The 24903-nt window shown below is 68.5% G+C and carries 19 protein-coding genes and 4 tRNA genes; 22 read left to right on the top strand and 1 reads right to left on the bottom strand.

From position 1 onward, the window contains the following. Positions 1-2988 carry a DUF5107 domain-containing protein gene (locus tag IPJ78_01745; protein ID MBK7905265.1) on the top strand — a complete coding sequence of 996 codons (2988 nt, stop codon included), beginning with the start codon at positions 1-3 and terminating at the stop codon, positions 2986-2988. Between the two features lie 88 nt (positions 2989-3076). Here IPJ78_01745 and IPJ78_01740 read toward each other — a convergent pair whose 3' ends face one another. Continuing rightward, positions 3077-3439 carry a four helix bundle protein gene (locus tag IPJ78_01740; GenBank protein MBK7905264.1) on the bottom strand — a complete coding sequence of 121 codons (363 nt, stop codon included), beginning with the start codon at positions 3437-3439 and terminating at the stop codon, positions 3077-3079. A 158-nt stretch (positions 3440-3597) separates the two neighbouring features. Here IPJ78_01740 and sdaAB point away from each other — a divergent pair, with 158 nt between their 5' ends. The 21 genes from sdaAB (at position 3598) to IPJ78_01635 (ending at position 24898) form a co-directional block, all read left to right on the top strand. Beyond that, positions 3598-4272, top strand: coding sequence for an L-serine ammonia-lyase, iron-sulfur-dependent, subunit beta (sdaAB, locus tag IPJ78_01735; GenBank protein ID MBK7905263.1), 675 nt, complete (start codon positions 3598-3600; stop codon positions 4270-4272). After that, a complete protein-coding gene (sdaAA, locus tag IPJ78_01730; GenBank protein ID MBK7905262.1) occupies positions 4272-5150 on the top strand; it encodes an L-serine ammonia-lyase, iron-sulfur-dependent, subunit alpha in 879 nt (292 codons plus the stop codon). Before sdaAB ends, sdaAA begins: the two co-directional genes overlap by 1 nt. 121 nt (positions 5151-5271) lie before the next feature. Next, positions 5272-5676 (top strand): hypothetical protein, encoded by a 405-nt coding sequence (locus IPJ78_01725; GenBank protein MBK7905261.1) that lies wholly within the window; start codon positions 5272-5274, stop codon positions 5674-5676. A gap of 2 nt (positions 5677-5678) precedes the next feature. After that, a complete protein-coding gene (locus tag IPJ78_01720; protein MBK7905260.1) occupies positions 5679-6449 on the top strand; it encodes a PspA/IM30 family protein in 771 nt (256 codons plus the stop codon). Positions 6450-6483: 34 nt separating this feature from the next. Next, the gene (locus tag IPJ78_01715; GenBank protein ID MBK7905259.1) at positions 6484-7701 is read left to right on the top strand and encodes an AI-2E family transporter; all 1218 of its coding nucleotides are present in this window, start codon (positions 6484-6486) and stop codon (positions 7699-7701) included. A 67-nt stretch (positions 7702-7768) separates the two neighbouring features. Next, positions 7769-8677, top strand: coding sequence for an ATP-binding cassette domain-containing protein (locus IPJ78_01710; protein MBK7905258.1), 909 nt, complete (start codon positions 7769-7771; stop codon positions 8675-8677). Between the two features lie 8 nt (positions 8678-8685). Then, entirely contained in the window at positions 8686-10098 is a 1413-nt protein-coding gene (locus tag IPJ78_01705; GenBank protein ID MBK7905257.1) for a cysteine--tRNA ligase, read from the top strand. Positions 10099-10238: 140 nt separating this feature from the next. Beyond that, positions 10239-10311: transfer RNA gene (locus IPJ78_01700), tRNA-Thr, on the top strand. Between the two features lie 32 nt (positions 10312-10343). Further along, a tRNA-Tyr gene (locus tag IPJ78_01695) sits at positions 10344-10426 on the top strand. Between the two features lie 70 nt (positions 10427-10496). Continuing rightward, positions 10497-10569, top strand: a tRNA-Gly gene (locus IPJ78_01690). A gap of 33 nt (positions 10570-10602) precedes the next feature. After that, positions 10603-10675, top strand: a tRNA-Thr gene (locus tag IPJ78_01685). A gap of 324 nt (positions 10676-10999) precedes the next feature. After that, the gene (gene rpmG, locus IPJ78_01680) at positions 11000-11152 is read left to right on the top strand and encodes a 50S ribosomal protein L33 (protein MBK7905256.1); all 153 of its coding nucleotides are present in this window, start codon (positions 11000-11002) and stop codon (positions 11150-11152) included. Next, the gene (gene secE, locus IPJ78_01675; GenBank protein ID MBK7905255.1) at positions 11153-11386 is read left to right on the top strand and encodes a preprotein translocase subunit SecE; all 234 of its coding nucleotides are present in this window, start codon (positions 11153-11155) and stop codon (positions 11384-11386) included. Between the two features lie 4 nt (positions 11387-11390). Continuing rightward, entirely contained in the window at positions 11391-11933 is a 543-nt protein-coding gene (gene nusG, locus IPJ78_01670) for a transcription termination/antitermination factor NusG (protein ID MBK7905254.1), read from the top strand. 251 nt (positions 11934-12184) lie between these two features. Beyond that, positions 12185-12607 (top strand): 50S ribosomal protein L11, encoded by a 423-nt coding sequence (gene rplK, locus IPJ78_01665; protein MBK7905253.1) that lies wholly within the window; start codon positions 12185-12187, stop codon positions 12605-12607. Continuing rightward, the gene (locus tag IPJ78_01660) at positions 12604-13293 is read left to right on the top strand and encodes a 50S ribosomal protein L1 (GenBank protein MBK7905252.1); all 690 of its coding nucleotides are present in this window, start codon (positions 12604-12606) and stop codon (positions 13291-13293) included. The genes rplK and IPJ78_01660 overlap by 4 nt, the downstream gene beginning before the upstream one ends. 6 nt (positions 13294-13299) lie before the next feature. Then, positions 13300-13788, top strand: coding sequence for a 50S ribosomal protein L10 (locus IPJ78_01655; protein ID MBK7905251.1), 489 nt, complete (start codon positions 13300-13302; stop codon positions 13786-13788). A 69-nt stretch (positions 13789-13857) separates the two neighbouring features. Next, on the top strand, positions 13858-14241 hold the full coding sequence (rplL, locus tag IPJ78_01650) for a 50S ribosomal protein L7/L12 (protein ID MBK7905250.1): 384 nt from the start codon (positions 13858-13860) through the stop codon (positions 14239-14241). 191 nt (positions 14242-14432) lie between these two features. After that, positions 14433-19019: a DNA-directed RNA polymerase subunit beta gene (gene rpoB, locus IPJ78_01645; protein MBK7905249.1), complete on the top strand. Its 4587-nt coding sequence runs from the start codon at positions 14433-14435 to the stop codon at positions 19017-19019. Positions 19020-19023: 4 nt separating this feature from the next. Then, entirely contained in the window at positions 19024-23346 is a 4323-nt protein-coding gene (gene rpoC / locus IPJ78_01640) for a DNA-directed RNA polymerase subunit beta' (GenBank protein MBK7905248.1), read from the top strand. Between the two features lie 214 nt (positions 23347-23560). Beyond that, on the top strand, positions 23561-24898 hold the full coding sequence (locus tag IPJ78_01635) for an OmpA family protein (GenBank protein ID MBK7905247.1): 1338 nt from the start codon (positions 23561-23563) through the stop codon (positions 24896-24898). Positions 24899-24903 lie beyond the last annotated feature (5 nt).

The following is a 24903-nucleotide window of genomic DNA, read 5'->3' as shown; positions in this document are numbered from 1 at the left end:
ATGCGGACGATCATCGGACGCCCGCGCGCGCTGGGCCTCGCCCTCCTGGCCATCACCGCGCTGCCGGCGATGGCACAGTCGCGCGAGATCCAGCGCGGTGCCGTGGTCCAGGCGCGGACCGCGCGCATCCGCGAGTACCGCGACACCTTCCCGACGTATCCCTTCAGCGACCCCGACCCGATCCCCGTCGTCGGCCGCATCTATCCGTACTTCCGCTTCGACGGATTCACCGCCACCGCGCGACCGCAGGCGTGGAAGGTCGTCGAGCTCGAGAACGACTTCATCCGCGTGCTCATCCTCCCCGAGATCGGCGGGAAGATCTGGGCCGCGGTCGAGAAGCGCACCGGCCGGCCGTTCATCTATTTCAATCACGCGGTGAAGTTCCGCGACATCGCGATGCGCGGCCCCTGGACGAGCGGCGGCATCGAGGCCAACTACGGCATCATCGGCCACACGCCCAACGTCTCCACGCCCGTCGATTACGTCGTCCGCAAGAACGCTGACGGCAGCGTGAGCGCGATCGTCGGCGCGCTCGACCTCCTCACGAACACCACGTGGCGCGTCGAGACGCGCCTCGCGCCCGACCAGGCCTACTTCACCACGAGCTCCACCTGGCACAACGGCTCGTCACTCGAGCAGCCCTACTACACGTGGATGACCGCCGGCATCCCCACCCGCGGCGACCTCCAGTACGTCTTCCCCGGCACGAGCTGGATCGGACATGACGGCGAGCCCGGTGAGTGGCCCATCAACACCGCGCGCAATGCCGATGTGAGCCGGTACGAGCGGAATGACTTCGGGCCCTACAAGTCGTATCACGTCTTCGGCGGCGCCGGCGACTTCTTCGGCGCCTACTGGCGCGATCACGACTTCGGCATGGCCCGCGTCGCACCGCGCGACGAGAAGCCGGGGCAGAAGATCTGGATCTGGGGGCTCTCGCGGCAGGGCATGATCTGGGAGCAACTGCTCACGGACCGCGATGGGCAGTACTCGGAACTCCAGTCAGGGCGTCTCTTCAACCAGTCCGCCGAGGGGAGCACGTTCACCCCCTTCAAGCACCGCGGCTTCACGCCGCATCTCACCGACCGCTGGACCGAACGGTGGATGCCGGTCGTCGGCACCAAGGGATTCGTCACCGCGAGCGCCGCCGGGGCGCTCAACGTCACGCAGGTCGGCGATCGCATCATCCTCGCCCTCTCGCCCGCCGAGCCGGTCGCGGACTCGCTCATCATCCAGGCGAAGGGCCAGCGCCTCGCCGCCCGGCGCGTGGTGCGGTCCCCCCTCCAGCCCTGGGCCGATACCATCACCGCGCCCGGCGTCGCCCTCCGCGACCTGCGCATCATCCTCGGCGACCATCGCCTCGTCTTCGACGGCGACCCCGCCACCGTCGCGCTCGACCGGCCCATCGCCACGCCGCGCGACTTCGATTGGACATCGGCGGTCGGCCTGCACCTCAAGGGCAAGGAGCTGATGCGGCAGCGAGAGTACGACCGCGCGCGTCCGCTCCTCGACAGCGCGCTCGCGAAGGACCCGCACTTCGTCCCCGCGCTCACCGACCGCGCCGCCCTCGAACTCCGCGCGATGCGCTACGAGGCGGCGCGTCGCGATGCCCGCACGGCGCTCAGCGTCGATACCTACGACGGTGCGGCCAACTACTACTACGGTCTCGCCAACCGCCACCTCGGACGCCTCGCCGATGCGCGCGACGGCTTCGAGATCGCGTCGCAGACGCTCGAGTACCGCGTCGCCGCCTACGCCGAACTCGCGAAGCTCTGGCTCGCGGACGGCGACGCGCGCCGCGCCGCGGCCTATGCCGACAAGGCGCTCGCCGCCGACCCCGCCGATCTCGATGCACTCGGCGTGCGCGTGGTGATCGCCCGTCGGAACGGCGCGCCGGTGCCGCTGTCGGCGGCGACGGCCGCGCTCGAGGCCGCCGATCCGCTCAGTCAGCTCGCGCGCTACGAGCGCCTGCTCGCGCGGCGCGCGCAGGATCCGGCGCGCCTCCTCCTCAGCGGTGTGCGCGCGGAACTCCCCGAGCAGCAGCTCTTCCAGCTCGCGTCCTGGTATCTCGGCGTCGGCGAACGCGCGCAGGCGCTGCGACTCCTCGAGGCGCTCAATGACCACCCCGAAGCCCTCTACTGGCGCGCCGCGCTCCGGCCGGCCAATGCGACCGCGCTCATCACGCGGGCCAACGAGCTCCCGCCGCTGCGCGTCTTCCCCTTCCGCCCCGAGGTGATCACTGCGCTCGAGCAGGTCGTCGCCACGAGCGACGACTGGAAGCCGCGCTACTATCGCGCGCTCGGGCTCTGGCATCTCGGGCGGCTCGAGGAGGCGCGTCCGCTCCTCGTCGAGCTGGGTGACCGTCCGGGGTTCGCGCCCTTCTACGCGGCGCGTGCCGCCTTCCCGGGGCGATCGACCGCCGACCGCATCACCGACCTCCGCCGCGCGGCGCAGCTCGATCGCGGCGAGTGGCGGTACGGCAAGCGACTCACGGAGGCGTTGCTCGCCGCTGGCGACGCGGCAGGTGCCGAGGCCGTCGCGAGCGACTACTACGGGCGGATCCCGGCGAGCTACATCCTCGGCCTCACCCTCGTGCGCGCGCAGATGGCCGCCGGGCACCATGCGGCGGCTGAGCGGATCCTCGACCGGATCGAGATCATCCCGTACGAGGGCAGCGCCGAGGGACACGCGCTCTATCGTGAAGCGAAGCTCCTGCTCGCGGTCGACGCGATGCGCGACGCGCGCTGGGAGGCGGCGGCGGCCCTGATCGCCGCCGCGCGCGAGTGGCCGGAGCGGCTCGGGGCAGGGAAGCCGTATCCGGAGAACGTCGACGAGCGCGCCGAGGACCTGTTGGAGGCGGAGCTCGCGCGGCGGCGCGGAACGGACACCGCGGCGGCGCGGGCGACGCGGGACAGGCTTGAGGGGTGGGCGAGGGCGGCGGGGGGAGCGGATGGCAGGGTGGTGCAGGCGCTTCGCCGGCTGCCGTGAGAAGGAGCGAGGAGCGAGGGGAAGGGGAAGGGGCGAGGGGAAGGGGGGAGGGACGAGGGGGAGGGGGAAGGGGGAAGGGGGAAGGGGCTTACTGGCCGATGGCGCGACGAATGCACGTGACGCTGATCGCGATCAACTCTCGGCATTCGCGCTCGAGTACCTCGATGTCGCGCGCGCGGAAGCCCGCGACCCGCAGCATCTCGAGCCAGGTGATGGTCTCGCGGAGCTCCTTCACGACGATCTTCATCCTGTGCACGTAGTCCCGAGACGAGACCGCCTCGCGCGCCTCGGCGTAGTTCGCCGCCGGCGAGGTCGCTGACCGCGCGAGCTGCCGGAACATCGGCTCCAATGCCGCATCCCGAGGCGCACTGCGGATGACCGCGCCCACCCGCCCCCCGAAGAGAACGAGCCGATCCGCAAGAAGCGGCCGCGCCGCAGCTGGAGGTGCCATGCGCGCAACCATGGCACCCCGCACCTCGCACACCCCCACCAGAACCCCGCCGAGCGGTCCGGAACCTCCCCTCCCCCTGGACCCTCCCCCTCCCCTCTCCCCCTTCCCCTGCCCGTCCTCGCTCTTTCCCCTCGCTCCTCGCTCCTTAGCTTCATCCCATGGTATCGATACTGGACATCATCGGCCCCGTCATGGTGGGCCCAAGCTCAAGCCACACCGCTGGTGCCTGCCGCCTCGGCCTGGTCGCGCGCGACCTCGTCGCGGGCACGCCGGAGAAGGCCCTGATCGAACTGCACGGCTCCTTCGCGCGCACCGGCGAGGGACACGGCACCGACAAGGCGATCGTCGGCGGGCTCCTCGGATTCCGGCCCGATGATGAGCGTCTGCGCGATGCGCTCGCGATCATGGAGAAGGAGGGCCTCGACTGGCGCTTCGAGAAGACCACGCTCGGCGACGAGCCCGAGGTGCATCCCAACACCGTGCGCATCACCGTCACCCGGCAGCACCGGCATCACGTCATGCTCGGCGCCTCGCTCGGCGCGGGGCGCATCAAGGTGTCGCAGATCGACGGCTATCCCGTCGAGGTGGACGCCTCGCATCACACCATCGTCATGGTCGCCGAGGACATCAAGGGATCGATCGCGAAGATCACCGGCATCCTCAGCGACGATGGCGTCAACATCGCCACGCTCAGGCTCTCGCGGAAACATCGAGGGGGCGACGCGTTCATGGTGATCGAGGTGGACGAGCAGCCCAACGAGAAGGTCCGCGACGACCTGCGCGCGCTCCCGTGGGTGCGATGGACGCACCGCATCGACAAGGTCGGTGGCTGATGTACGGCTCGCTGCACGATGCCATCCGCGACGCCGAGGCCAAGGGCACCACGCTCGCGTCAGTCGCCCTCGAGATCGAGTCGCGTGACCAGGGCCGCACCGTTGACGACATCCGCGAGGCGCTCGGCCGCGCCCTCGCCGTCATGCGCCACGCCGTCGAGCAGGGGCTGGTCGGCGACCTCCGTTCGAACTCCGGCCTCGTCGGCGGCGATGCGGCGAAGCTCCGCACCGGCCCCGCGGGTCCGCTCGCCGGGACCGTGTTCCGCGACGTCCTCATGCGAGCGCTCGCGGTGCAGGAAGTGAACGCCGCGATGGGCGTCATCGTCGCCGCGCCGACGGCCGGCGGCGCGGGCGTCCTCCCTGCCGTGCTCCTCGGCATCGCCAAGCAGAAGGGGTGCACCGACGACCAGCTCATCGATGCGCTCGCGACCGCGGGGCTCATCGGGGCGGTCGTCGCGCAGCGCGCCTCGCTCTCCGGCGCCGAAGGGGGATGCCAGGCCGAGACCGGCGCGGCCGCCGGCATGGCCGCGGGCGCCGCGACCGAGATGCTCGGCGGCTCGCCCTCCATGGTCGGACACGCCGTCGCCCTCGCGCAGCAGGGGACGCTCGGGCTCGTCTGCGATCCGCTCGGCGGGCTCGTGGAGCTGCCCTGCGTCTTCCGCAACGCGACCGGCGCGGCCATCGCCCTTGCCGCCGTCGAGATGGCGATGGCGGGCATCACCTTCGCCATCCCGGCGGACGAGGTGATCGACACCATGGGCGAGATCGGGAAGGAGATGGACGTCCGGTATCGCGAGACGGCCGGCGGCGGGCTCGCGGCGACCCCGACCGGGCGGCGCCTCGCGAAGGAACGCCTCGTCCAGATCAAGCGCACCTGATCGGGCGGGTGCAGGTCCTGTCCGGGGACGTACGTCCCCGCTGGCGCAACGCTCTGCCCGGGTGAAACTTTCCGACACACCCGCGGCGTAAGCCCGAGTGTCCCCTCACCACGGGTCGGAAATGGTCACGCCCGAACAGATCGAAGGATTCCTCGGCCGACTCGCGGCCGAAGGCGCATCGTACAACGAGATCGAGCCGGGCCTCTGGGCCGTCCAGCCCGGCGGCGAACTCGACATGACCGTCGTCATCCATCACTCGCCGCCGGTGGTCGTGTTGCGCGTGAAGGTCATGACGCTCCCCGCCGAGTCCACCTCGGCCGCGACGCTGTACCGGCGACTCCTCGAACTCAACGCGACCGATCTCCTGCATGGCTCCTACGGGATCCAGAAGGGCGAGGTCGTCCTCACTGAAGCGCTCGAGCTCAGCCACCTCGACTACGAGGAGTTCCTGGCCAGCTACGAGAGCATCACCTTGTCGCTCGCGTCGCACCTCCGCGAGCTGGCTCACTTCCGCGAGGCCCGCTGACCATGGGCATCTTCGACCGGCTGGCCACCCTCCTCAAGTCCAACATCAACGACCTGATCTCGCGCGCCGAGGATCCGGAGAAGATGCTGGACCAGATCGTGGTCGACATGCGCAACCAGCTCGCGCGCGCCAAGCAGCAGGTGGCCGCCGCGATCGCCGACGAGAAGCGCCTGAAGGACCAGGCCGAGGCCGAGGAGAAGGCCGCCGCGGACTGGGAGGCCAAGGCCATGCTCGCCATCAAGGAAGGGCGTGACGACCTCGCCAAGCAGGCGCTCGTGCGCCAGTCCGAGCACCAGGAGCATGCCAACACGCTCTTCACCACCTGGCAGGCGCACCAGCTCGAGACCGAGAAGCTCAAGAACTCGCTCCGCGACCTGAATGACAAGATCGAGGAGGCCAAGCGCAAGAAGAACCTCCTCCTCGCGCGGCAGCGGCGCGCGCAGGCGCAGCAGAAGATCTCGGAGACGATGTCGTCCATGTCGGAGAAGTCGGCCTTCGAGGCCTTCGCCCGCATGGAGGAGAAGATCACGAGCAACGAGCGCATGATCAAAGCCAGCTCGGAGATCGACGAGGAGTTCTCGGGCGATCGCCTCTCGCACGACTTCAAGCGGCTCGAGAAGTCGGCGGGGTCGGCGAGCGCCGACCAGCAGCTCCTCGCGCTCAAGCAGAAGATGGGGCTCCTCGGCTCCGGGACCTCGGCCCCGCCCAAGCGCATCGGGGCCGGCGAGGAGATCGCGGATGCCCACGTCGAGGACCGGGGCAACAAGCCCTGAGGTCCTCGCGCGGTGAGCAGGGGGCGGTGACCGCATGAACGACACCGGCGTGCGGCGCGTGTGGATCCTCCCCGGATTCACCGCGATCCTCGTCACGGTCCTCCTGCTCTGGCTGGCCGGCACCGTCGCCGACCTGCTGCTCCTGCTCTTCCTCGGCATCCTCCTCGCCGTCTATCTCTCGGCGGTGACCGACGTCCTGGCGGCGCGCACGCGATTGCCGCGTGGCGCCGCCTTCGCGTTGTCGCTCGCCCTCACCGTCGGCGGCCTCGTCGGGGTCGGGTTCCTCCTCATCCCGCCGGTCATCGAGCAAACGCGCCAGCTCATCGCCGTCCTCCCCGAGCTCGTCACCAAGTGGGAGGCGGGGCTCGAGCGGATCCTCGCGCGCGTCCCCGGCATGGGCGACTCGTTCGTGCCCGGCGAGCACCGCATCCTCGGTGTCGCCCTCGAGGAGTCCGAGCGCCTCATCGGCGCGCTCGTGCCGCGGCTCTTCGACACGCTGCATCTCGCCATCAACCTCGTCGCCGTCCTCGTGATGGCGATCTACTTCGCGCTCCGCCCCGACCTCTATCGAGACCTCGCGATCTCGGTCACGCCGCCCAAGCATCGCGAGGTCGCGCACGAGGTCATCGATGCGCTGAGCGAGACGCTCCGCGCCTGGACCATCGCCCAGCTCCTCGCGATGGTCACCCTCGCCGCGCTCACCGCGGTCGGGCTCTGGCTCCTCGACGTCCCGTACTGGCTCGCCTTCGGCATCTTCACCGGCCTCGTGGCGATCGTGCCGTTCTTCGGTACGTTCGTCTCGACGCTCGTGCCGGCGCTCTTCGTCCTCCCCACGGAGGGCGGTGGCACCCGCGCCCTGCTCGTGATCCTCCTCGGCACGATCATCCACGTGGCCGAGAACCAGCTCGTCGTGCCGCTGCTGATGCACCGAAAGGTAGACCTGCCGCCGGTCCTCACGATCATGAGCGTGCTGATCTGCGGGAAGCTACTCGGTCCCTTCGGCCTCCTCGTCGCCGTTCCGACGCTCGCCGTGGTCATGGTGCTCGTGCGCCGAGTGCTGATCGGCCGCGTCTACCAGGACGAGGCGCTCTCCGGGCCCGTGGTGCGGCCGGTGATCTCGCGACGGCAGAAGCGAAGACTCGAGGCGCAGCTGCGCGAGTCGTCACCGCCCGAGGGCGTCCCCGTCGTGCCGCCGCCGGGATCTCCGCCCCCATCCGGTACCGGCCCCGCCACGCCGCCCACGGGCGACTGACGGGTTTCGCCACTCGGCGCGTGCCGAGGATGATGGTCGAGGGAAGCGCCGGTGCGACCTTCGCGCCATGACACCCGCCCTCGAGTTCCTGAAGGTCTCGCGCCGCTGGCGCGCCGGCGTGCTCGGTGCTCCCACCGAGCAACTCGCCCTCGACGCCGTCTCCTTCCGGCTCATGCCCGGCGAGATCGCCCTCGTCACCGGCGGAGCCGGGGCGGGGAAGAGCACCCTCCTCCTTCTCGCGTCCGCCCAGGCGGCGCCCTCGGAGGGGACCATCCGCTGGGGCGACCGCGACGACCCGGCCGAGGCCCGCCCGCAGTCGATCGGCGCGCGGCCGTGGGAGTACGGCTTCCTCACGGTGCGCCAGGCGCTCGCCTTCCACGCGGACCAGCTCGCACTCGCCGACGAAGCGATCCCCGCGCCCACGCGCTTCGTCCCGCTCATGGCGCGCGTCGGGCTGCGCGGCCTCTCGCGCGTGCGCCTCGGCCAGCTCGCGGCCCTCGACCGTCTGCGCGTGGTGGTCGCCCAGGCGCTGCTCGCCCATCCGCGCCTCCTCTGCTGCGAGGAACCCTTCGCCTTCTGCGGTCCCGAGGAGCGCGTCGAGGCGGTACAGCTGCTGCGCCGCATCGCGGGGAGCGGCATCGCGATGCTCGTCGCCACGCGCGATTCGCACACGGCGGACGCGCTCGGCCTCGCCGATCGCCGCTTCGTCCTCGACCGTGGGCGTCTTGTCGAGCCTGTGGGCGCGGCCCGCGGCACGCGGACGGTGCTCGAACTCGCGGTGCCCAGTCCGGAGGACGCGATGCGCCGGCTGCTGCGCCGGTTGCCGAGTCTCGCGCGACGCGGCCGTCGGCTCCGCATCCCGCTCGGCGGGCAGACCCCTGAGGCGATCCTCGCCCTCTGCCGTGACGTGGGTGTCCGGGTACGCGCGTCCCGCGTCGCGGAGGAGGCGTTGCCCCGCGCGGAGGACGGTCCGTAGCTTTCGGCATGGCCGAGTTCCGACTGTTCAACACGCTCACGCGCACCGTCGAACCCTTCGTTCCGGCGGACGGCGAGACCGTCAAGCTCTACACCTGCGGTCCGACCGTCTACAACCCGGCGCACCTCGGCAACTTCCGCACGTTCCTCTTCGAGGACCTCATGCGGCGCGTGCTGCGCCTGCGTGGATGGAAGGTCGTGCAGGTCATGAATCTGACCGACGTCGACGACAAGATCATCAAGCGGGCGACGGAGCAGGGGAAGACGATCATCGAGGTCACCGATCCGATCGTGACGATCTTCCACGCGGACCGGGAGTACCTGCGCATCGAGGATGCCGAGCATTATCCGCGCGCGACCGCGTACATCCCGGAGATGATCGCGCTCGTCGAGAAGCTCATCGCCAACGGCGTGGCGTACCTCGCCGAGGACGGCTCGGTCTACTTCGCGATCGGCAAGTTCCCCACGTACGGCCGCCTCTCGCGCCTCGACACGCGCGAGATCCAGAGCGGCGCGCGCGTGGCGCAGGACGACTACTCGAAGGAGAACGCGCAGGACTTCGCGCTGTGGAAGGCGGCGAAGGAGGAGGACGAGAAGTGCGGCGCCGCCTGGGATTCGCCGTGGGGGCGTGGGCGCCCGGGTTGGCACCTCGAGTGCTCGGCGATGGCGATGGCGCTGCTGGGCGAGACGCTCGACCTGCACGCCGGCGGCATCGACCTGGTCTTCCCGCATCATGAGGACGAGATCGCCCAGAGCGAGGCCGCGACGGGGAAGCCGTTCGCGCGGTGCTGGTGCCACGGCGAGTTCCTGCTCACCGACGGGGCGAAGATGGCCAAGCGCGTCGGCAACGTGCAGAACGTCGACGGCCTGCGAGAGGCGGGGATCAGCGGCGCGGCGGTGCGGCACTTCGTGTTCTCGACCCACTATCGCAAGCAGCTCAATCTCGCGGGCGAGGCGCTGGAGGGATCGCTCGAGGCGGTGCGGCGCGTGGGCGATTTCGCCGAGCGCTTGAAGGCGGCGAAGGGGGGCACGCGAGCGCTCGAGGATGCGGCGGATCGCCTGGAGAACGAGGTGCGGGCGGCGCTCTTCGACGACTTGAATGCGCCGAACGCGATGGCGGCGCTCTTCGAGTTCATCCGGGCGGCCAACAAGGAGCTCGATGCTGGCGGGACGGAGCCGGGGCCGCTGAGCCGGGCCCGGGAGGTGTTCGCGAGGGTGGATTCGATCCTCGACCTGCAGCCGGAGCGGGGCGCCGTGGCCGAGGACCTCGCGACCTGGGTGGAGGCGCAGCTGGTGGCGCGGACCGAGGCGCGCGCCCGCCGGGACTTCGGGACCGCGGACCAGATCCGGAAGGCGCTGGACGAGCGGGGCGTGGCGATCGAGGACACGCCGGGCGGGACGCGGTGGAAGGTGGTGCGGTAGGGCGCGACCGGACGAGGGCGGGAAGCGGAACGAGGCGAAGCCGCACGGCCTCGCCCCCTCCATCCTTCAGCTTTCATTCCGAGATTGACCCTCCCCCCGGACCCGACTATCCTTGATAGCTCGCGCAGGACATCGGTTTCGCCGACGTAGCTCAGCTGGTAGAGCACCCGATTTGTAATCGGGCGGTCGCGAGTTCGATCCTCGCCGTCGGCTCTTTCAGGAAGGCTGGCGGCCGGGACGCGCAGGGTGGGGTACTCAAGTGGCCAACGAGAGCAGACTGTAAATCTGCCGGCTTATGCCTTCGAAGGTTCGAATCCTTCCCCCACCACTGAAGGCAAGGAGCGAGGAGCGAGGGGAAGGGCAGGAGAGGAAGGGAGAGGGGAGAGGACGCAGGGTCTGCGGGAGTAGCTCAGCTGGTAGAGCGCAAGCCTTCCAAGCTTGATGTCGCGGGTTCGAGCCCCGTCTCCCGCTTGTACTGAAGAAAGAGGGCCGAAGGGAGAAGTCGCACGCATAGCTCAGTCGGTAGAGCACATCCTTGGTAAGGATGAGGTCACCGGTTCGATCCCGGTTGCGTGCTTGATGCGGAGGGCGGAAAAGAGAAGGCAGAGGGGGGCGGCCAGCGTAGCTGGCCGCCCCCTTTCCTCGGGCGGAGGCCCCCGCCGCGGTCCCCTGTGTCCCCTGTGCCCCTGTGGTCCGGCGGTTCGCAGTTCGCTCCGCGCCCCGGCATCCGTGCGTGGATCCGCCCCGCGAAGCCCCGAAACGGTGATACGACCGGGACTTGCAAGCGGCAACAGCCCCCCCTACCTTTCAAGGCTCGCCGCCCTGCGCCCCTCTCCGGGGGCCGGGGTGGCCCGGCGCGTCCCCGGTGGGCCGCCAGCGTACACGTTCCTGAGAGACTGCCATGCCCCGCGACAAGATCATCCTCGCGTGCAGCGACTGCAAGAACCGCAACTACTTCACCACGAAGAACAAGCGCCTGCATCCCGAGCGCGTCGAGTGGAAGAAGTACTGCCCGCGGTGCAACAAGCACGTGGTCCACAAGGAGACGAAGTAGATGGCGACCGAGGTCGTGGTCGCTGAGCCCAAGAGCCTGCCGCAGCGGGTGGTGACGTTCTATCACGACGTCATGGCCGAGATGCGGAAGGTGACCTGGCCGGATCGCCCGCAGGTGCAGTCGCTCTCGATCGGCGTGATCATCCTCTCGCTGCTCGTGGGCGTCATCATCTGGGGCCTCGACCTCGTCCTCCAGCTGGTGCTCGTCCGGTTGCCCGCTTCGCTGTTCGGGTGATCCCGTGACCCACCGCTGGTACGCGATCCAGACCACGTCTGGACACGAGAACAAGGTGCGGATGCTGATCCAGCGGAAGATCGACGCGGATCCGGCAGCCGCGGAGGCGCGGGCCATCCGGCAGGCGCTCGTCCCGACCGAGCAGGTGGTCGAGATCAAGAACGGCAAGAAGGTGACCGTCGAGCGGAAGGTCTTCCCGGGCTACGTGCTCGTGGAGATGGCCGTCTCGGAGGAGACGCTCCACACGATCAACGCGATCCAGGGCGTCATCAAGTTCGTCGGCAAGGACCGCGACCCGCAGCCGCTGCGGGACGATGAGGTGAAGCGCCTCCTCGGCATCGCGGTCGAAGAGGAAGTGGCCGCCCCGAAGGAGGAGATCCCGTTCCTCGTCGGTCAGGCCGTCGCCGTCACGGATGGACCGTTCACCGATTTCAACGGCACGGTCGAGGAAGTGATGGCGGACAAGGGCAAGGTGAGGGTGAGCGTCAGCCTGTTCGGTCGACCGACCTCGGTCGAGCTGGATTACCTGCAGCTCAAGGGACACTAGGGACGGGATGAAGGCTGAAGGATGAATGAGGCGAGGCCGTACGGCCTCGCCCCCTTCCACCTTGAGCTTTCATCTAGCAGCAGTACAGTTGAGGCCCTTGCGCGGGGTAGGTGTGCGAGTCACGTCCACACCGAGGAGCGCCCCGACGGATACCACGACGTCGTAACAACACACCGTGGGAGTCAGCGAGTGTCCGCCAGCCCGCCCGTCAGGGGTGGCGCCCGGGCCCGCTCAACGTTCCAGAGGACACGATGGCAAAGAAGGTCACCGGTTTCGTCAAGCTGCAGATCCCTGCAGGCAAGGCGAATCCGGCCCCGCCCGTCGGCACCGCGCTGGGTCCGCAGGGAATCAACATCATGGCGTTCTGCAAGGAGTTCAATGCACGGACGCAGGGCCAGGATGCGATTCTCCCTGTCGAGATCACCATCTACGGTGACAAGTCGTTCTCGTTCATCCTGAAGACGCCGCCCGCGGCGTTCCTCGTCAAGCGCGAGGCCGGGATCGAGAAGGGCTCGGGTCAGCCGAACCGCAACAAGGTCGGCTCGATCTCGAAGGCGCAGGTCCGGAAGATCGCCGAACTCAAGATGCCTGACCTCAACTGCGACTCGCTCGAGTCGGCGATGGCGATGATCGCCGGCGCCGCTCGCTCGATGGGCGTGGAGGTGAAGGGATGAAGACGCATGGCAAGAAGTACCGGGCCGCGGCCGCGAAGGTCGCCCCGAACACGCAGTTCGCGCCGAAGGCCGCCCTCGAGCTCGTCAAGGGTGCCGCGTTCGCCAAGTTCGACGAGACCGTCGAAGTGGCCGTCCGCCTCGGCGTCGATCCGCGCCACGCCGACCAGGTCGTGCGCGGCACCGTCGTCCTCCCCGCCGGCACCGGCACCCCGGTCCGCGTTCTCGTCATCGCCGTCGGCGACAAGGCGAAGGAAGCGGAGGCCGCGGGCGCCGATTTCGTCGGCACCGAGTACGTCGCCAAGATCAAGGAAGGCTGGACCGACTTCGACGTCATGATCGCCACGCCGGACCAGATGGGCCAGGTCGGCCAGCTCGGCCGCGTGCTCGGCCCCCGCGGCCTCATGCCGAACCCCAAGGCCGGCACCGTCACGTTCGACGTGGCGCGCGCGGTCCGGGAGACGAAGGCCGGCAAGATCGAGTTCCGCGTCGACAAGGCCGGCAACGTCCAGGCCCCCATCGGCAAGGTCTCGTTCGGCGTCGACGCCCTCGAGTCCAACTTCTCGGCCTTCATGGACCAGATCGTCCGCTCCAAGCCCGCCGCGGCGAAGGGCGTCTATGTGAAGACCGTCGCCGTGTCCAGCACCATGGGCCCCGGCGTCCGCATCGACACCAACCCCTACCGGTAACCCACGATGAAGCGATCCGACAAGGAACAGCTCGTCGCCGAGCTGAAGTCCAAGCTCGATGGCGCCGAAGGGGTCCTGTATACCGACTTCACCGGGCTCAACGTGAAGCGGATGACCGAACTCCGCCGCCGCTTCCGCAAGGCCGGCGTCGAGTACGTCGTCATCAAGAACACCCTCGCGCTGCGGGCGGTGAACGAGGCCGGACTCACGGGCCAGGCGCTCAAGGGTCCGACCGGCGTGGTGGTCGCGAAGTCCAATGCGATCACCGCTGCGAAGGTCCTCACCGACTTCGCCAAGGAGAACGACGCCCGCCCCGCGGTGAAGGGTGGCCTCTATGCTGGTGAGGTCATCGACGCCGCGATGGTCAAGAAGCTCGCGTCGCTCCCCACGCGCGAGGAGGCGCTCTCGATCCTCGTCGGCACGTTCAACAGCGTGCTCTCGATGTTCGCGCTCTCGCTCGAAGCCCGAAAGACGCAGCTCGAAGGTCAGAACTGATCCCCCAGGCGTACGCCTGACCACACGCCCCAGGGAGTCCCTGGGGGAACACACTTGGAGAACGGAACAATGGCTAACACGACCCTTTCGAAGGACGACATCCTCGAGGCGATCGGCAACATGTCGGTCATCGAGCTCGCCGACCTGATCGAATCGTTCAAGACGAAGTTCAACGTGACCATCTCGGCCGTCGCCGCGGGTGGCCCGGCCGGTGGCGCTCCCGCCGCCGCCGCCGAGGAGAAGACCGAGTTCGACGTCGTGCTCAAGGAAGCGGGCGCGAAGAAGATCCAGGTCATCAAGGTGGTTCGCGAGCTCACCGGCCTTGGCCTGAAGGAAGCCAAGGACATGGTCGACGGCGCCCCGCAGACGCTGAAGGCCGGCGTCTCGAAGGACGAGGCCGCGGCCGTCAAGGCCAAGCTCGAGGCCGAAGGCGCCGTCGTCGAGATCAAGTAAGGGCGAAGGGTCGGTCGGCGCGCCGGGGCCCCCGACGCGCCGCCCGAAGCCTTCCACCCTCACTTGGTCCCCGATGCGCCTGATGCTCCACCAGCAGTCCCACTGAAGCTCCTCGCGCCTCGCGCCCGACGGCCCGTCCGTCGGGCAGCGAGGCGGTTTTCGCCTGTTCACCGGTTCAACCCCGGGTGGCCATGATCACGCAGATCTCCTTCGGAAAGCTCGAGCACGGCATGCAGATGCCGCACCTGCTCGACATCCAGACTCGCGCCTTCGAGTCGCTCCTCCAGCTCGACGCCGCGGCCAACAACCGCGAGGACGTCGGGCTCGAGCGCGTCTTCAAGGACCTGTTCCCGATCACCGACGTCCACGAGAACTTCTCGCTGGACTTCAAGCGCTACACCCTCGGCGAGCCGAAGTACTCGGTCGAGGAGTGCATCGAGCGCGACATGACGTACTCGGCGCCCCTCAAGGCGACCCTCGTCCTCACCGTGTTCGAGGAGAACCCGGCCGACGAGAAGAAGAAGCGCGTCAAGAACCAGATCGAGAAGGAGGTCTATCTCGGCGAACTGCCGCTGCTGACCCCCCTCGGCACCTTCGTCATCAATGGCGCCGAACGCGTCATCGTCAGCCAGCTGCACCGCTCGCCGGGTGTGGTCTTCGAGGAGTCGACGCACCCCAACGGGCAGCGCCTGATCTCGTCGCGCATCATCCCGTTCCGCGGCTCCTGGGTCGAGTTCACGGTCGACATCCATGATGTCGTCTTCGTCCACATCGACAAGAAGAAGAAGTTCCCGGCCACGGCGCTCCTCCGCGCCTTCGGCTACGGGCAGAACGCCGACATCTACCGGCTCTTCTTCGGCATCCGCGAACTCGACCTCACCAAGCGCAAGGAAGGCCGTGACCGCGAGGTCATCGGTGCCATCATCGCCGAGGCCGTCGAGCTCCCGGGCGAGGCGACCGCCGAGGACGCCCCCAAGGCCAAGACGAAGAAGGCCCGCGCCGAGCGTGAGCGCGCCGAGGCCAACCTCCTCGTCAAGGAAGGCGACGAGCTGACGGAAGAGGTGTACAACCGCCTTCGCCGCCAGAAGATCGACAAGATCAAGGTCTTCGCCTCGTACCAGTCGGTCGACCTCCGCGACGAACTCGACGCGTTCGAGCGCGAGGAGCGCGCCCATCCGCGCGTGCTCGCGATGGACGTGATCAACGCCGAGGACGGCGAGATCCTGGCCGAGACCGGCCAGGCCCTCAACGTCACGCTCGTCAAGCGCCTCCGGAAGGCGAACGTGAGCAAGGTCTCGTGCTTCGTGGCCTCGGGCCGCGCCGAGAGCATGCTCATCAAGAACACGCTCGCCAAGGACCCGACCAAGTCCGAGGACGAGGCCCTCAAGCAGATCTACTCGCTCCTCCGCCCGGGCGACGCCCCGAACAAGGAGACGGCGAAGCAGGCGCTCGAGCGGCTCTTCTTCTCGCCCAAGCGGTACGACCTCGGCCGCGTGGGGCGCTACAAGATCAACCAGCGCCTCCACCTCCCGACGCCGGCGAGCACCACGGTGCTCGAGACGAACGACTTCGTCGCGATCATCCGCTACCTCGTGGAGCTCCATGAGGGTCGCGGGCACGTGGACGACATCGACCATCTCGGCAACCGCCGCATCCGCTCGGTCGGCGAGCTCATCGCCAACCAGTTCTCCGTCGGCCTCTCGCGCATGGCGCGCCTGGTCAAGGAGCGCATGAGCATCAACCAGGACAGCGAGAAGATCTCGCTCGACGACCTCGTGAACGCGCGCACCGTCTCGGCGGTGATCCAGGCGTTCTTCGGCTCGTCGCAGCTCTCGCAGTTCATGGACCAGACCAACCCCCTCGCCGAGCTGACGCACAAGCGTCGTCTCTCGGCGCTCGGACCGGGCGGCCTCACGCGCGAGCGCGCGGGCTTCGAGGTCCGCGACGTGCACTACTCGCAGTACGGGCGCATGTGCCCCATCGAGACGCCGGAAGGCCCGAACATCGGCCTGATCACGTCGCTCGCGACGTTCGCGCGCGTCAACGACCTCGGCTTCATCGAGACGCCGTACCGCGTGGTGAAGAACGGCAAGGCGACGAACGAGATCGCCTGGCTCGACGCGAATCGTGAGGAGGAGGCGGTGATCGCGCAGGCGAACGCGCGCCTCAACGAGGACGGCTCGTTCATCGACGACCTCATCCTCTGCCGACAGCAGGCGGACGTGCCGCTGCTCAACCCGTCGCGCGTCGACTACATGGACGTCGCGCCGGAGCAGCTCGTCTCGATCGCCGCGGCGCTCATCCCGTTCCTCGAGCATGACGACGCGAACCGCGCGCTCATGGGCTCCAACATGCAGCGCCAGGCGGTGCCGCTCCTCAACCCGCAGACGCCGTTCGTCGGCACGGGGCTCGAGGAGAAGGTGGCGGTGGACTCGGGCGCGGTGATCATCTCCAAGCGCGCGGGCGTGGTGACGCGCGTGACGGCGGACGAGATCATCGTCGACGCCGGCGCCGGCAACAAGGCGAACCGCGATGCCGCGGCCCCGCTGCAGCGCCTCACGCAGCAGGACCGCTACAAGCTCAAGAAGTACCGCCGCACCAACCAGGACACCGCGCTCAACCAGCGTCCGCTCGTCGTGCAGGGCCAGAAGGTGAAGGCCGGCGACGTGCTGGCCGATGGCGCCGGCACGCAGTTCGGCCAGCTCGCGCTCGGCTCGAACGTGACGGTGGCGTTCATGCCCTGGTACGGCCACAACTTCGAGGACGCGATCGTGCTCTCGGAGCGCCTGGTGAAGGACGACGTCTATTCGTCGATCCACATCCAGGAGCACGAGCTCCACGTCCGCGACACCAAGCGGGGCCAGGAGGAGATCACGCGCGAGATCCCGAACGTCTCGGAGGAGTCCCTCGTGGACCTCGACGAGCGCGGCATCGTGCGCATCGGCGCGCATGTGCGCCCGGGTGACATCCTCGTCGGCAAGATCACGCCGAAGGGCGAGACGGAGCTGTCGCCGGAAGAGAAGCTGCTCACGGCGATCTTCGGCGAGAAGGCGAAGGACGTGAAGGATTCGTCGCTCAAGGTGTCGCCGGGCGTCGAGGGCGTGGTGATCGACGTGAAGATCTTCTCGCGCGTCGAGGACCAGGTCGTCGAGAAGGACCGCGGCGAGCGGATCGGCGAGGTGCGCCGCCTCGAGGGTGAGGAGAAGGTGCGCGTGAACGACGTGCGCGACGACGAGATCAAGGCCCTGCTCGTGGGCCAGAAGGTCTCGCTGGCGCTGCAGAACGGCACGGTGGAGGAGGCGATCCCGGCGGGCACGGTGCTCACCGAGGCGATGCTCCGCGACCTGCGCCTGATCACGCTCGACCTCAAGACGTTCCGGGTCGAGGACAAGAAGGTGAACGCGGCGGTGCGCGAGATCATCGACGCGGCCGACGCGGTGAAGGCCCGCATCGAGGAGAAGGCCGAGGAGCGGATCGACCGCATCCTCCAGCCGGATGAGCTGCCCCCGGGCGTCATCCAGCTGGTGAAGGTCTACCTGGCCGAGAAGCGCAAGATCTCGGTCGGCGACAAGATGGCCGGCCGTCACGGCAACAAGGGTATCGTCGCCCGCATCGTGCCCGAGGAGGACATGCCGTTCCTCCCCGACGGCCGTCCGGTCGACATCGTGCTCAACCCGCTCGGCGTGCCGTCGCGCATGAACGTGGGCCAGATCCTCGAGACCCACCTCGGGTGGGCGGCGAAGATCCTCGGGTTCTACGCGAAGACGCCGGTGTTCCAGGGCGCGAACGAGCGCGAGATCGGGCTCTGCCTGCGCCTCTCGGGCCTCGAGTGGGTGAAGGGGTCGCTGCGGCTCTCCGCGGATGCCCCGACGCCGAGCGCGGACGAGCTCCGGGTGATCCTCGACGACCAGCGTCCGGCGGTGGAGGACGCGGAGAAGGTCGAGCTGCTGCATGACGCGACGATCAATGCCTTGAACGCGCGCGGGACGAGCGCGGAGTCGAAGGCGGTGTACCAGCGGATCTACGACTATCTCGTGGCGTCGGCGAAGGAGCTGGCGGCGCGCGAGGCGGAGGCGACCACGCATGCGGTCGCGTTCCACGAGGCGTCGATCGCGGCCGAGGACACGCCGGCGAACCAGAAGGCGGAGTTCAAGAAGGCGATGAAGGACCTCGAGAAGCGCACGGCGCTCGACGCCGCGGGGCTGCTCGAGGCGATGGGATTGCCGGCGTTGTCGGCGATGCTCGGCAAGAAGAGCGAGGCCGACGTCGATGCGGCGGCGGTGGAACTCATCAAGGCGGGCGGGCTGCTGCCGGGCGGGAAGATCCGCCTGCGCGACGGTCGCACCGGCGAAGGGTTCTCGAACCCGGTGACGGTGGGCCAGGTCTACATGCTGAAGCTCAGCCACCTGGTCGACGACAAGATCCACGCCCGGAGCATCGGACCGTACTCCCTCGTCACCCAGCAGCCGCTGGCGGGCAAGGCGCAGTTCGGCGGCCAGCGCTTCGGCGAGATGGAAGTGTGGGCGCTCGAGGCGTACGGCGCCGCGCACACCCTGCAGGAGATCCTGACGGTGAAGTCGGACGACGTGAACGGTCGCTCGCGCGTGTACGAGGCGATCGTGAAGGGGCAGAACCTGCCGGAGCCCGGCACCCCCGAGTCGTTCAACGTGCTCGTGAAGGAACTGCAGGCGCTCGGCATCCACGTGACGATGGATTCGCACGCTGAAGGAGGCCACCAGGGGATGGGTGGCAGCTTCGGCCCAGGCAGCGAGGACTGACCGCATGATCGATTTCCGTTCTGCGCGCGAGAAGAGCGCGTCGGCGTTCGACTACATCCAGGTCCGCATCGCCTCTCCCGAGGAGATCCGCGGCCCCCGTGACCCCAAGGAACGCGAGCGGCTGGAGATGGCCGGCCTGCGCTCCTGGTGGTCGTGGGGTGAGGTGACCAAGCCGGAGACCATCAACTACCGGTCGTTCAAGCCGGAGAAGGATGGCCTCTTCTGCGAGCGCATCTTCGGTCCGGTCAAGGACTGGGAGTGCCATTGCGGCAAGTACAAGCGGATCCGCTATCGCGGCGTGATCTGCGACCGTTGCGGCGTCGAAGTGACCCTGTCCAAGGTCCGTCGTGACCGGATGGGGCACATCGAGCTCGCCGTGCCCGTCGCGCACATCTGGTTCTTCAAGACCCTGCCGTCCCCGATGGGCAACCTCCTCGACCTCACGCTCCGTGATCTCGAGAAGGTCGTGTACTACTCGAACTACGTCGTCATCGACGCCGGCGAGCAGGAGGTCAAGCAGAACGACCTCCTCGACGAGGACCAGTACCTGCAGCTCCGCATGAAGGCGAAGGAGGAGGGCGACACCGCCTTCTACGCCGAGATCGGCGCCCCGGCGGTGCGCGAGCTGCTCAAGCGGCTCGACGTCGACAAGGTGGCCGAGGAGCTCCGCACGCAGGTGCTCGTGGAGACCTCGCAGCACAAGAAGAAGGCGCAGCTCAAGCGCCTCAAGATCGTGGACGCGTTCCGCAACTCGGGCGACCACAGCGGCATGCGCAACAAGCCGGAGTGGATGATCCTGGACGTGATCCCGGTCATCCCGCCGGATCTCCGTCCGCTCGTGCCGCTCGACGGCGGTCGCTTCGCGACCTCCGACCTGAACGACCTGTACCGCCGCGTCATCAACCGCAACAACCGCCTCACCAAGCTCATCTCGCACCGCGCGCCGGAAGTGATCCTGCGCAACGAGAAGCGCATGCTGCAGGAGGCGGTCGATGCGCTGTTCGACAACGGGCGTCGCTCCAAGGCGATCCGCGGCCGCGGCAAGCGTCCGCTCAAGTCGCTGTCCGACATGCTCAAGGGCAAGCAGGGCCGGTTCCGTCAGAACCTGCTCGGCAAGCGCGTGGACTACTCCGGCCGTTCGGTCATCGTGGTGGGCCCGGAGCTCAAGCTGCACCAGTGCGGCCTGCCGAAGGCGATGGCGCTGGAGCTCTTCAAGCCGTTCATCATCCACAAGCTCGTGGAGAAGGGCATCGCCGAGACGGTGAAGCGCGCCAAGAAGATCGTGGAGCGCGAGTCGTCCGAGGTGTTCGAGATCCTCGAGGAGATCATCCGCGACCATCCGGTGCTGCTCAACCGCGCGCCGACGCTCCACCGCCTGGGCATCCAGGCGTTCGAGCCGGTGCTGGTCGAGGGCAAGGCGATCCGCATCCATCCGCTCGTCTGCGCGGCGTTCAACGCCGACTTCGACGGCGACCAGATGGCCGTCCACGTGCCGCTCTCGTTCGAGGCGCAGCTCGAGGCGCGCGTGCTGATGCTGTCGTCGAACAACATCCTCAAGCCGTCCGACGGCCGCCCGGTGGCGGAGCCGTCGCAGGACATCGTGCTCGGCTGCTACTTCGCGACGAAGGCGCCCCACGGGTTCGACGCCCTGCTCAAGGACGCGAAGGCCCAGGAGAAGCTCCGCACGTTCAGCTCGGCGGCGGAGATCGAGATGGCGCTGGCCCTCGGCCAGCTCACGGTGCACTCGGCGGTGAAGTACTTCGGGCGGACGCCCGAGGGGACGCGCGCCTGGGTGACCACGACGGCCGGCCGCGTGCTGTTCGACGGGGTGGTGCCGCCGGAGCTGCCGTTCCAGAACCGAGAAATGAAGAAGAAGGCGCTGGGCGAGCTCGTGTTCGAGTCCTACCGCAAGGCGGGGCTCGCGGGCACCGTCGCGTTCCTCGACCGGCTCAAGGAGTTCGGGTTCCGCAACGCCACGCGCGGTGGCGTCTCGATCGGTATCGAGGACCTCGAGATCCCGGCCGAGAAGGAGACGCTGCTCGACGAGGCGGCGACGCGCGTGAACCGCTTCCAGCGCGCGTACCAGACCGGCAACATCACGAACGGCGAGCGCTACAACAAGGTCATCGACACGTGGACGCACGCGAACAACGACATCGCGGACGCGATGGTGAAGCGCATGCGCGAGTCGCAGAACGGCTTCAACACCGTGTTCATGATGTTCGATTCGGGCTCGCGCGGTTCGCGTGACCAGATCCGCCAGCTGGCCGGCATGCGCGGCCTGATGGCGAAGCCGCAGAAGAAGCTCACCGGCGGCATCGGCGAGATCATCGAGAACCCGATCAAGTCGAACTTCCGTGAAGGCCTCTCGGTGCTCGAGTACTTCTCGTCGACGCACGGCGCCCGCAAGGGTCTCGCCGACACGGCGCTGAAGACGGCGGACGCCGGTTACCTCACGCGCCGCCTCTGCGACGTCGCGCAGGACGTGACGATCACCGAGGAGGATTGCGGCACGGTGATGGGCCTCGACATCGGGGCGCTGAAGGAGGGCGAGGACATCATCGAGCCGTTGGCCGAGCGCATCGTCGGCATCGTGGCGGGCGAGGATGTCGTCGACCCGCAGCTGCTCGACGAGGCCGGCCGCCCGATGCTCCTGGTCGAGGCGGGCCAGATGATCACCGAGGAGACGGCGACGGCGATCGAGGAGGCGGGCATCGAGACGGTGAAGATCCGGTCGGTGCTCACCTGCGAGGCGAAGCGCGGCCTCTGCCGCATGTGCTACGGCCGCAACCTGGCCACCATGCAGATGGTCGATCTCGGCGAGGCGGTGGGCATCATTGCCGCGCAGTCGATCGGCGAGCCGGGCACGCAGCTCACGCTGCGCACCTTCCACATCGGCGGCACGGCGGCCCGCATCGCGGAGCAGACGGCGCGCAAGTCGAAGGTGGCGGGCGTCGTCGAGTTCGGCGACCGCCTGGTGAAGGTCACGAACCCCGAGGGCCAGGAGGTCGTGACGTCGTACGAGGGCGAGCTCTACGTGCGCGCCTCGGCCGACAAGAACGCGCCGGTGGTGGCGCGTCTCGCCGTGCCGCTCGGCGCGATCCTCGAGGTGACCGACGGCGCGACGGTGAAGAAGGACGACAAGATCTTCACGTGGGACCCGTACACGAACCCGATCATCGCGGACGTCACGGGCACCCTGAAGTTCGTCGACCTCGTCGAGGACGAGACGGTGTCCGAGGAGCTCGACGAACTCACCGGCCTCCGCCAGCGCGTCGTCATCGAGGACCGCGAGAAGAAGCTCCACCCGCACATCGAGATCTGGCAGTCGAAGGGCGGGAAGGAGAAGAAGATCCGCGACTTCGTGATCCCGGTGGGCGCGCAGCTCATCATCGAGGACGGTGCCGAGGTGGCGGCCGGCCAGACGATCGCGAAGATCTCGCGCGAGGCGTACAAGACCCGCGACATCACGGGCGGCCTGCCGCGCGTGGCGGAGCTGTTCGAGGCGCGCAAGCCGAAGGATCCGGCGACGATCTCCGAGATCGACGGCGTCGTGCGGTTCGGCGATATCAAGCGCGGCAAGCGTGAGATCTTCGTTCAGCCGGTGGACGTCGCCGGCGCGCTCGACGAGTCGCAGCAGCCGCAGCTGTACGAGGTGCAGTCGGGCAAGCATCTCCGCGTGCACGAGGGCGACCGCGTGCGGGCCGGCGACCGCCTGTCCGAGGGTCCGGTGAATCCGCACGACATCCTGCGGATCAAGGGCCCGCGCGCGGTGCAGGAGTACCTCCTCAATGAAGTGCAGGAGGTCTATCGCCTGCAGGGCGTGAAGATCAACGACAAGCACATCGGCGTGATCGTGCGCCAGATGCTCCAGAAGGTGCGGGTCGTCGAGTCGGGCGACACCGAGTTCCTCGAGGGGGAGAACGTCGACAAGGCGGTCTTCCGCGACGCGAACGACAAGGCCAAGAAGAAGAAGACCAAGGCCTCGCAGTCCGAGCCGCTGCTCCTCGGCATCACCAAGGCGTCGCTCACGACGCAGTCGTTCATCTCGGCCGCCTCGTTCCAGGAGACGACCCGCGTGCTCACCGATGCCGCGATCCGTGGCGCCAAGGACAACCTCCTCGGCCTCAAGGAGAACATCATCATCGGTCACCTGATCCCGGCCGGCACCGGCATGTACCGGTACCACGACGTGGACATGGACATCGAGCCGCCGCCGGCGCCCGCGCCGGAGTTCGGCGGGTTCGGCGAGTTGCCGGCCAGCTTCCTCACCCCGCCGTCCGAGGCTGATGCCTCGCTGCTGGCGGGTCCGGCGGACGAGGACTGAGCGAAGGATGAAGGTTGAAGGGTGAAGGGGGCGCTCCGGGTGACCGGGGCGCCCCCTTCCTTCGTCCGTGCTGAATCGAGAGCCTCGCACGGTCCGAACGGCGTCTGTGACCAATGTCACGACACCGCATAGTTGCTCGTCGTTACATTGGGACCACACCGCATCAGGCGGTGAAGCCAGGCCGGAACCCCACAGTCATCTTTCCGGAGTCACCATGCGTTCGTTGTTCATCCTTGGCGCCGCGCTCACGCTCGGCGTTGCCTCTCCCGTGCTGGCACAGGAAGAAGGAGCGGTCGACCTCGGCCTGTTCCTTCGCGCGACCGTGCCGGATGATGGTCTCACCGACAAGATGCCCCTCGGCGGCGGCGGTCGGCTCGGACTCTATCTGAAGCGCAATCTCGCGCTCGAGTTCGATCTCTCGCGTTCCGAGACCGAGAAGGCCACCTATACGCTGATGATGCCCTTCGCGGCGCGTCTCGCGTATCACCACCCGTTCACCGAGAAGTGGACGGGGATCGTCGGGGCCGGGTGGGTCCGCGAGTACATCAATCCGGTCGGTCCGGGTGGCAAGTGGCCGGATGACGGCGTGACCGCCCTCGTTGGCGTCGAACGTCGCCTCTCGGGTCGCTCGTCGCTCCGCGTCGACGGCATCGTGGAGCAGTTCGTCAGCCCCATCGGCGAGACGCTCGCGAATGACATCGAGCACACGCACCTGGCGCTGCAGTTCGGGATCGTCTGGCGCTTCCGTGACAGCGATGCGGCGCCGGCCCCGGCCGCGCCTGCCCCGGCCCCCGCGCCGGCGCCCGCCCCGCCGGCCGACAGCGACCGCGACGGCGTCATCGACGCCAACGATGCCTGCGCCAACACCCCCGCCGGCACGCGCGTCGACGCGAGCGGCTGCGCGGTGCCGGTCGACTCCGATCGCGATGGCGTGATGGACAACAACGACCGCTGCGCCAACACGCCGGCCGGCGCGCGGATCGATGCGAGCGGCTGCCCGGTCCCGGTCGATTCCGATGGCGATGGCGTGATGGACAACGCCGATCGTTGCGCGAGCACGCCGGCCGGTACGCGCGTGGATGCGAACGGGTGCGCGGTCCCGGTCGATACCGACGGCGACGGCGTCATGGACAACGTGGATGCCTGTGCCAATACGGCGCGCGGCACGGCGGTCGATGCGCGCGGCTGCGCGCGCGTCTTCGAGGAAGGGAAGGCGAACATCGTGCTCGAGGGCGTGACCTTCGCCACCGGCAGCGCGATCCTCACCGAGGCCGCGAAGGTGGTGCTCGACAAGATGGCCGAGACCCTCAATGGCGCGCCGGATGTGAACGTCGAGGTGCAGGGCCACACCGACAACACCGGCTCGGTGGCGAACAACACGCGGATCTCCGGCGCCCGTGCCGAGTCGGTCCGCGCCTACCTGGTCTCGAAGGGTGTGGCGGCCGCCCGCCTCACGGCGAAGGGCTACGGTCCGACGGTGCCGGTCGCGGACAACGCGACGCCGGCCGGTCGGTCGCAGAATCGCCGCGTGGAGCTCAAGAAGACCAACTGATCGCG

This window comes from Gemmatimonadota bacterium (genome assembly GCA_016714015.1).
In the GTDB taxonomy this organism is placed as follows: Bacteria; Gemmatimonadota; Gemmatimonadetes; order Gemmatimonadales; family Gemmatimonadaceae; genus Pseudogemmatithrix.
This window is presented reverse-complemented; position numbering and strand designations above follow the sequence as displayed.

Bases quoted from the DNA above. Each gene is read 5' to 3' on its own strand.
- IPJ78_01705 (MBK7905257.1), top strand. From the start codon at position 8,686: ATGGCCGAGTTCCGACTGTTCAACACGCTCACGCGCACCGTCGAACCC.
- IPJ78_01655 (MBK7905251.1), top strand. From the start codon at position 13,300: ATGAAGCGATCCGACAAGGAACAGCTCGTCGCCGAGCTGAAGTCCAAG.
- IPJ78_01635 (MBK7905247.1), top strand. From the start codon at position 23,561: ATGCGTTCGTTGTTCATCCTTGGCGCCGCGCTCACGCTCGGCGTTGCC.
- IPJ78_01715 (MBK7905259.1), top strand. From the start codon at position 6,484: ATGAACGACACCGGCGTGCGGCGCGTGTGGATCCTCCCCGGATTCACC.
- IPJ78_01740 (MBK7905264.1), bottom strand. From the start codon at position 3,439: ATGGCACCTCCAGCTGCGGCGCGGCCGCTTCTTGCGGATCGGCTCGTT.
- IPJ78_01725 (MBK7905261.1), top strand. From the start codon at position 5,272: ATGGTCACGCCCGAACAGATCGAAGGATTCCTCGGCCGACTCGCGGCC.
- IPJ78_01710 (MBK7905258.1), top strand. From the start codon at position 7,769: ATGACACCCGCCCTCGAGTTCCTGAAGGTCTCGCGCCGCTGGCGCGCC.
- rpoC (MBK7905248.1), top strand. From the start codon at position 19,024: ATGATCGATTTCCGTTCTGCGCGCGAGAAGAGCGCGTCGGCGTTCGAC.
- IPJ78_01720 (MBK7905260.1), top strand. From the start codon at position 5,679: ATGGGCATCTTCGACCGGCTGGCCACCCTCCTCAAGTCCAACATCAAC.
- rpmG (MBK7905256.1), top strand. From the start codon at position 11,000: ATGCCCCGCGACAAGATCATCCTCGCGTGCAGCGACTGCAAGAACCGC.
- sdaAA (MBK7905262.1), top strand. From the start codon at position 4,272: ATGTACGGCTCGCTGCACGATGCCATCCGCGACGCCGAGGCCAAGGGC.
- rplL (MBK7905250.1), top strand. From the start codon at position 13,858: ATGGCTAACACGACCCTTTCGAAGGACGACATCCTCGAGGCGATCGGC.
- rplK (MBK7905253.1), top strand. From the start codon at position 12,185: ATGGCAAAGAAGGTCACCGGTTTCGTCAAGCTGCAGATCCCTGCAGGC.
- IPJ78_01660 (MBK7905252.1), top strand. From the start codon at position 12,604: ATGAAGACGCATGGCAAGAAGTACCGGGCCGCGGCCGCGAAGGTCGCC.
- IPJ78_01745 (MBK7905265.1), top strand. From the start codon at position 1: ATGCGGACGATCATCGGACGCCCGCGCGCGCTGGGCCTCGCCCTCCTG.
- sdaAB (MBK7905263.1), top strand. From the start codon at position 3,598: ATGGTATCGATACTGGACATCATCGGCCCCGTCATGGTGGGCCCAAGC.
- rpoB (MBK7905249.1), top strand. From the start codon at position 14,433: ATGATCACGCAGATCTCCTTCGGAAAGCTCGAGCACGGCATGCAGATG.
- secE (MBK7905255.1), top strand. From the start codon at position 11,153: ATGGCGACCGAGGTCGTGGTCGCTGAGCCCAAGAGCCTGCCGCAGCGG.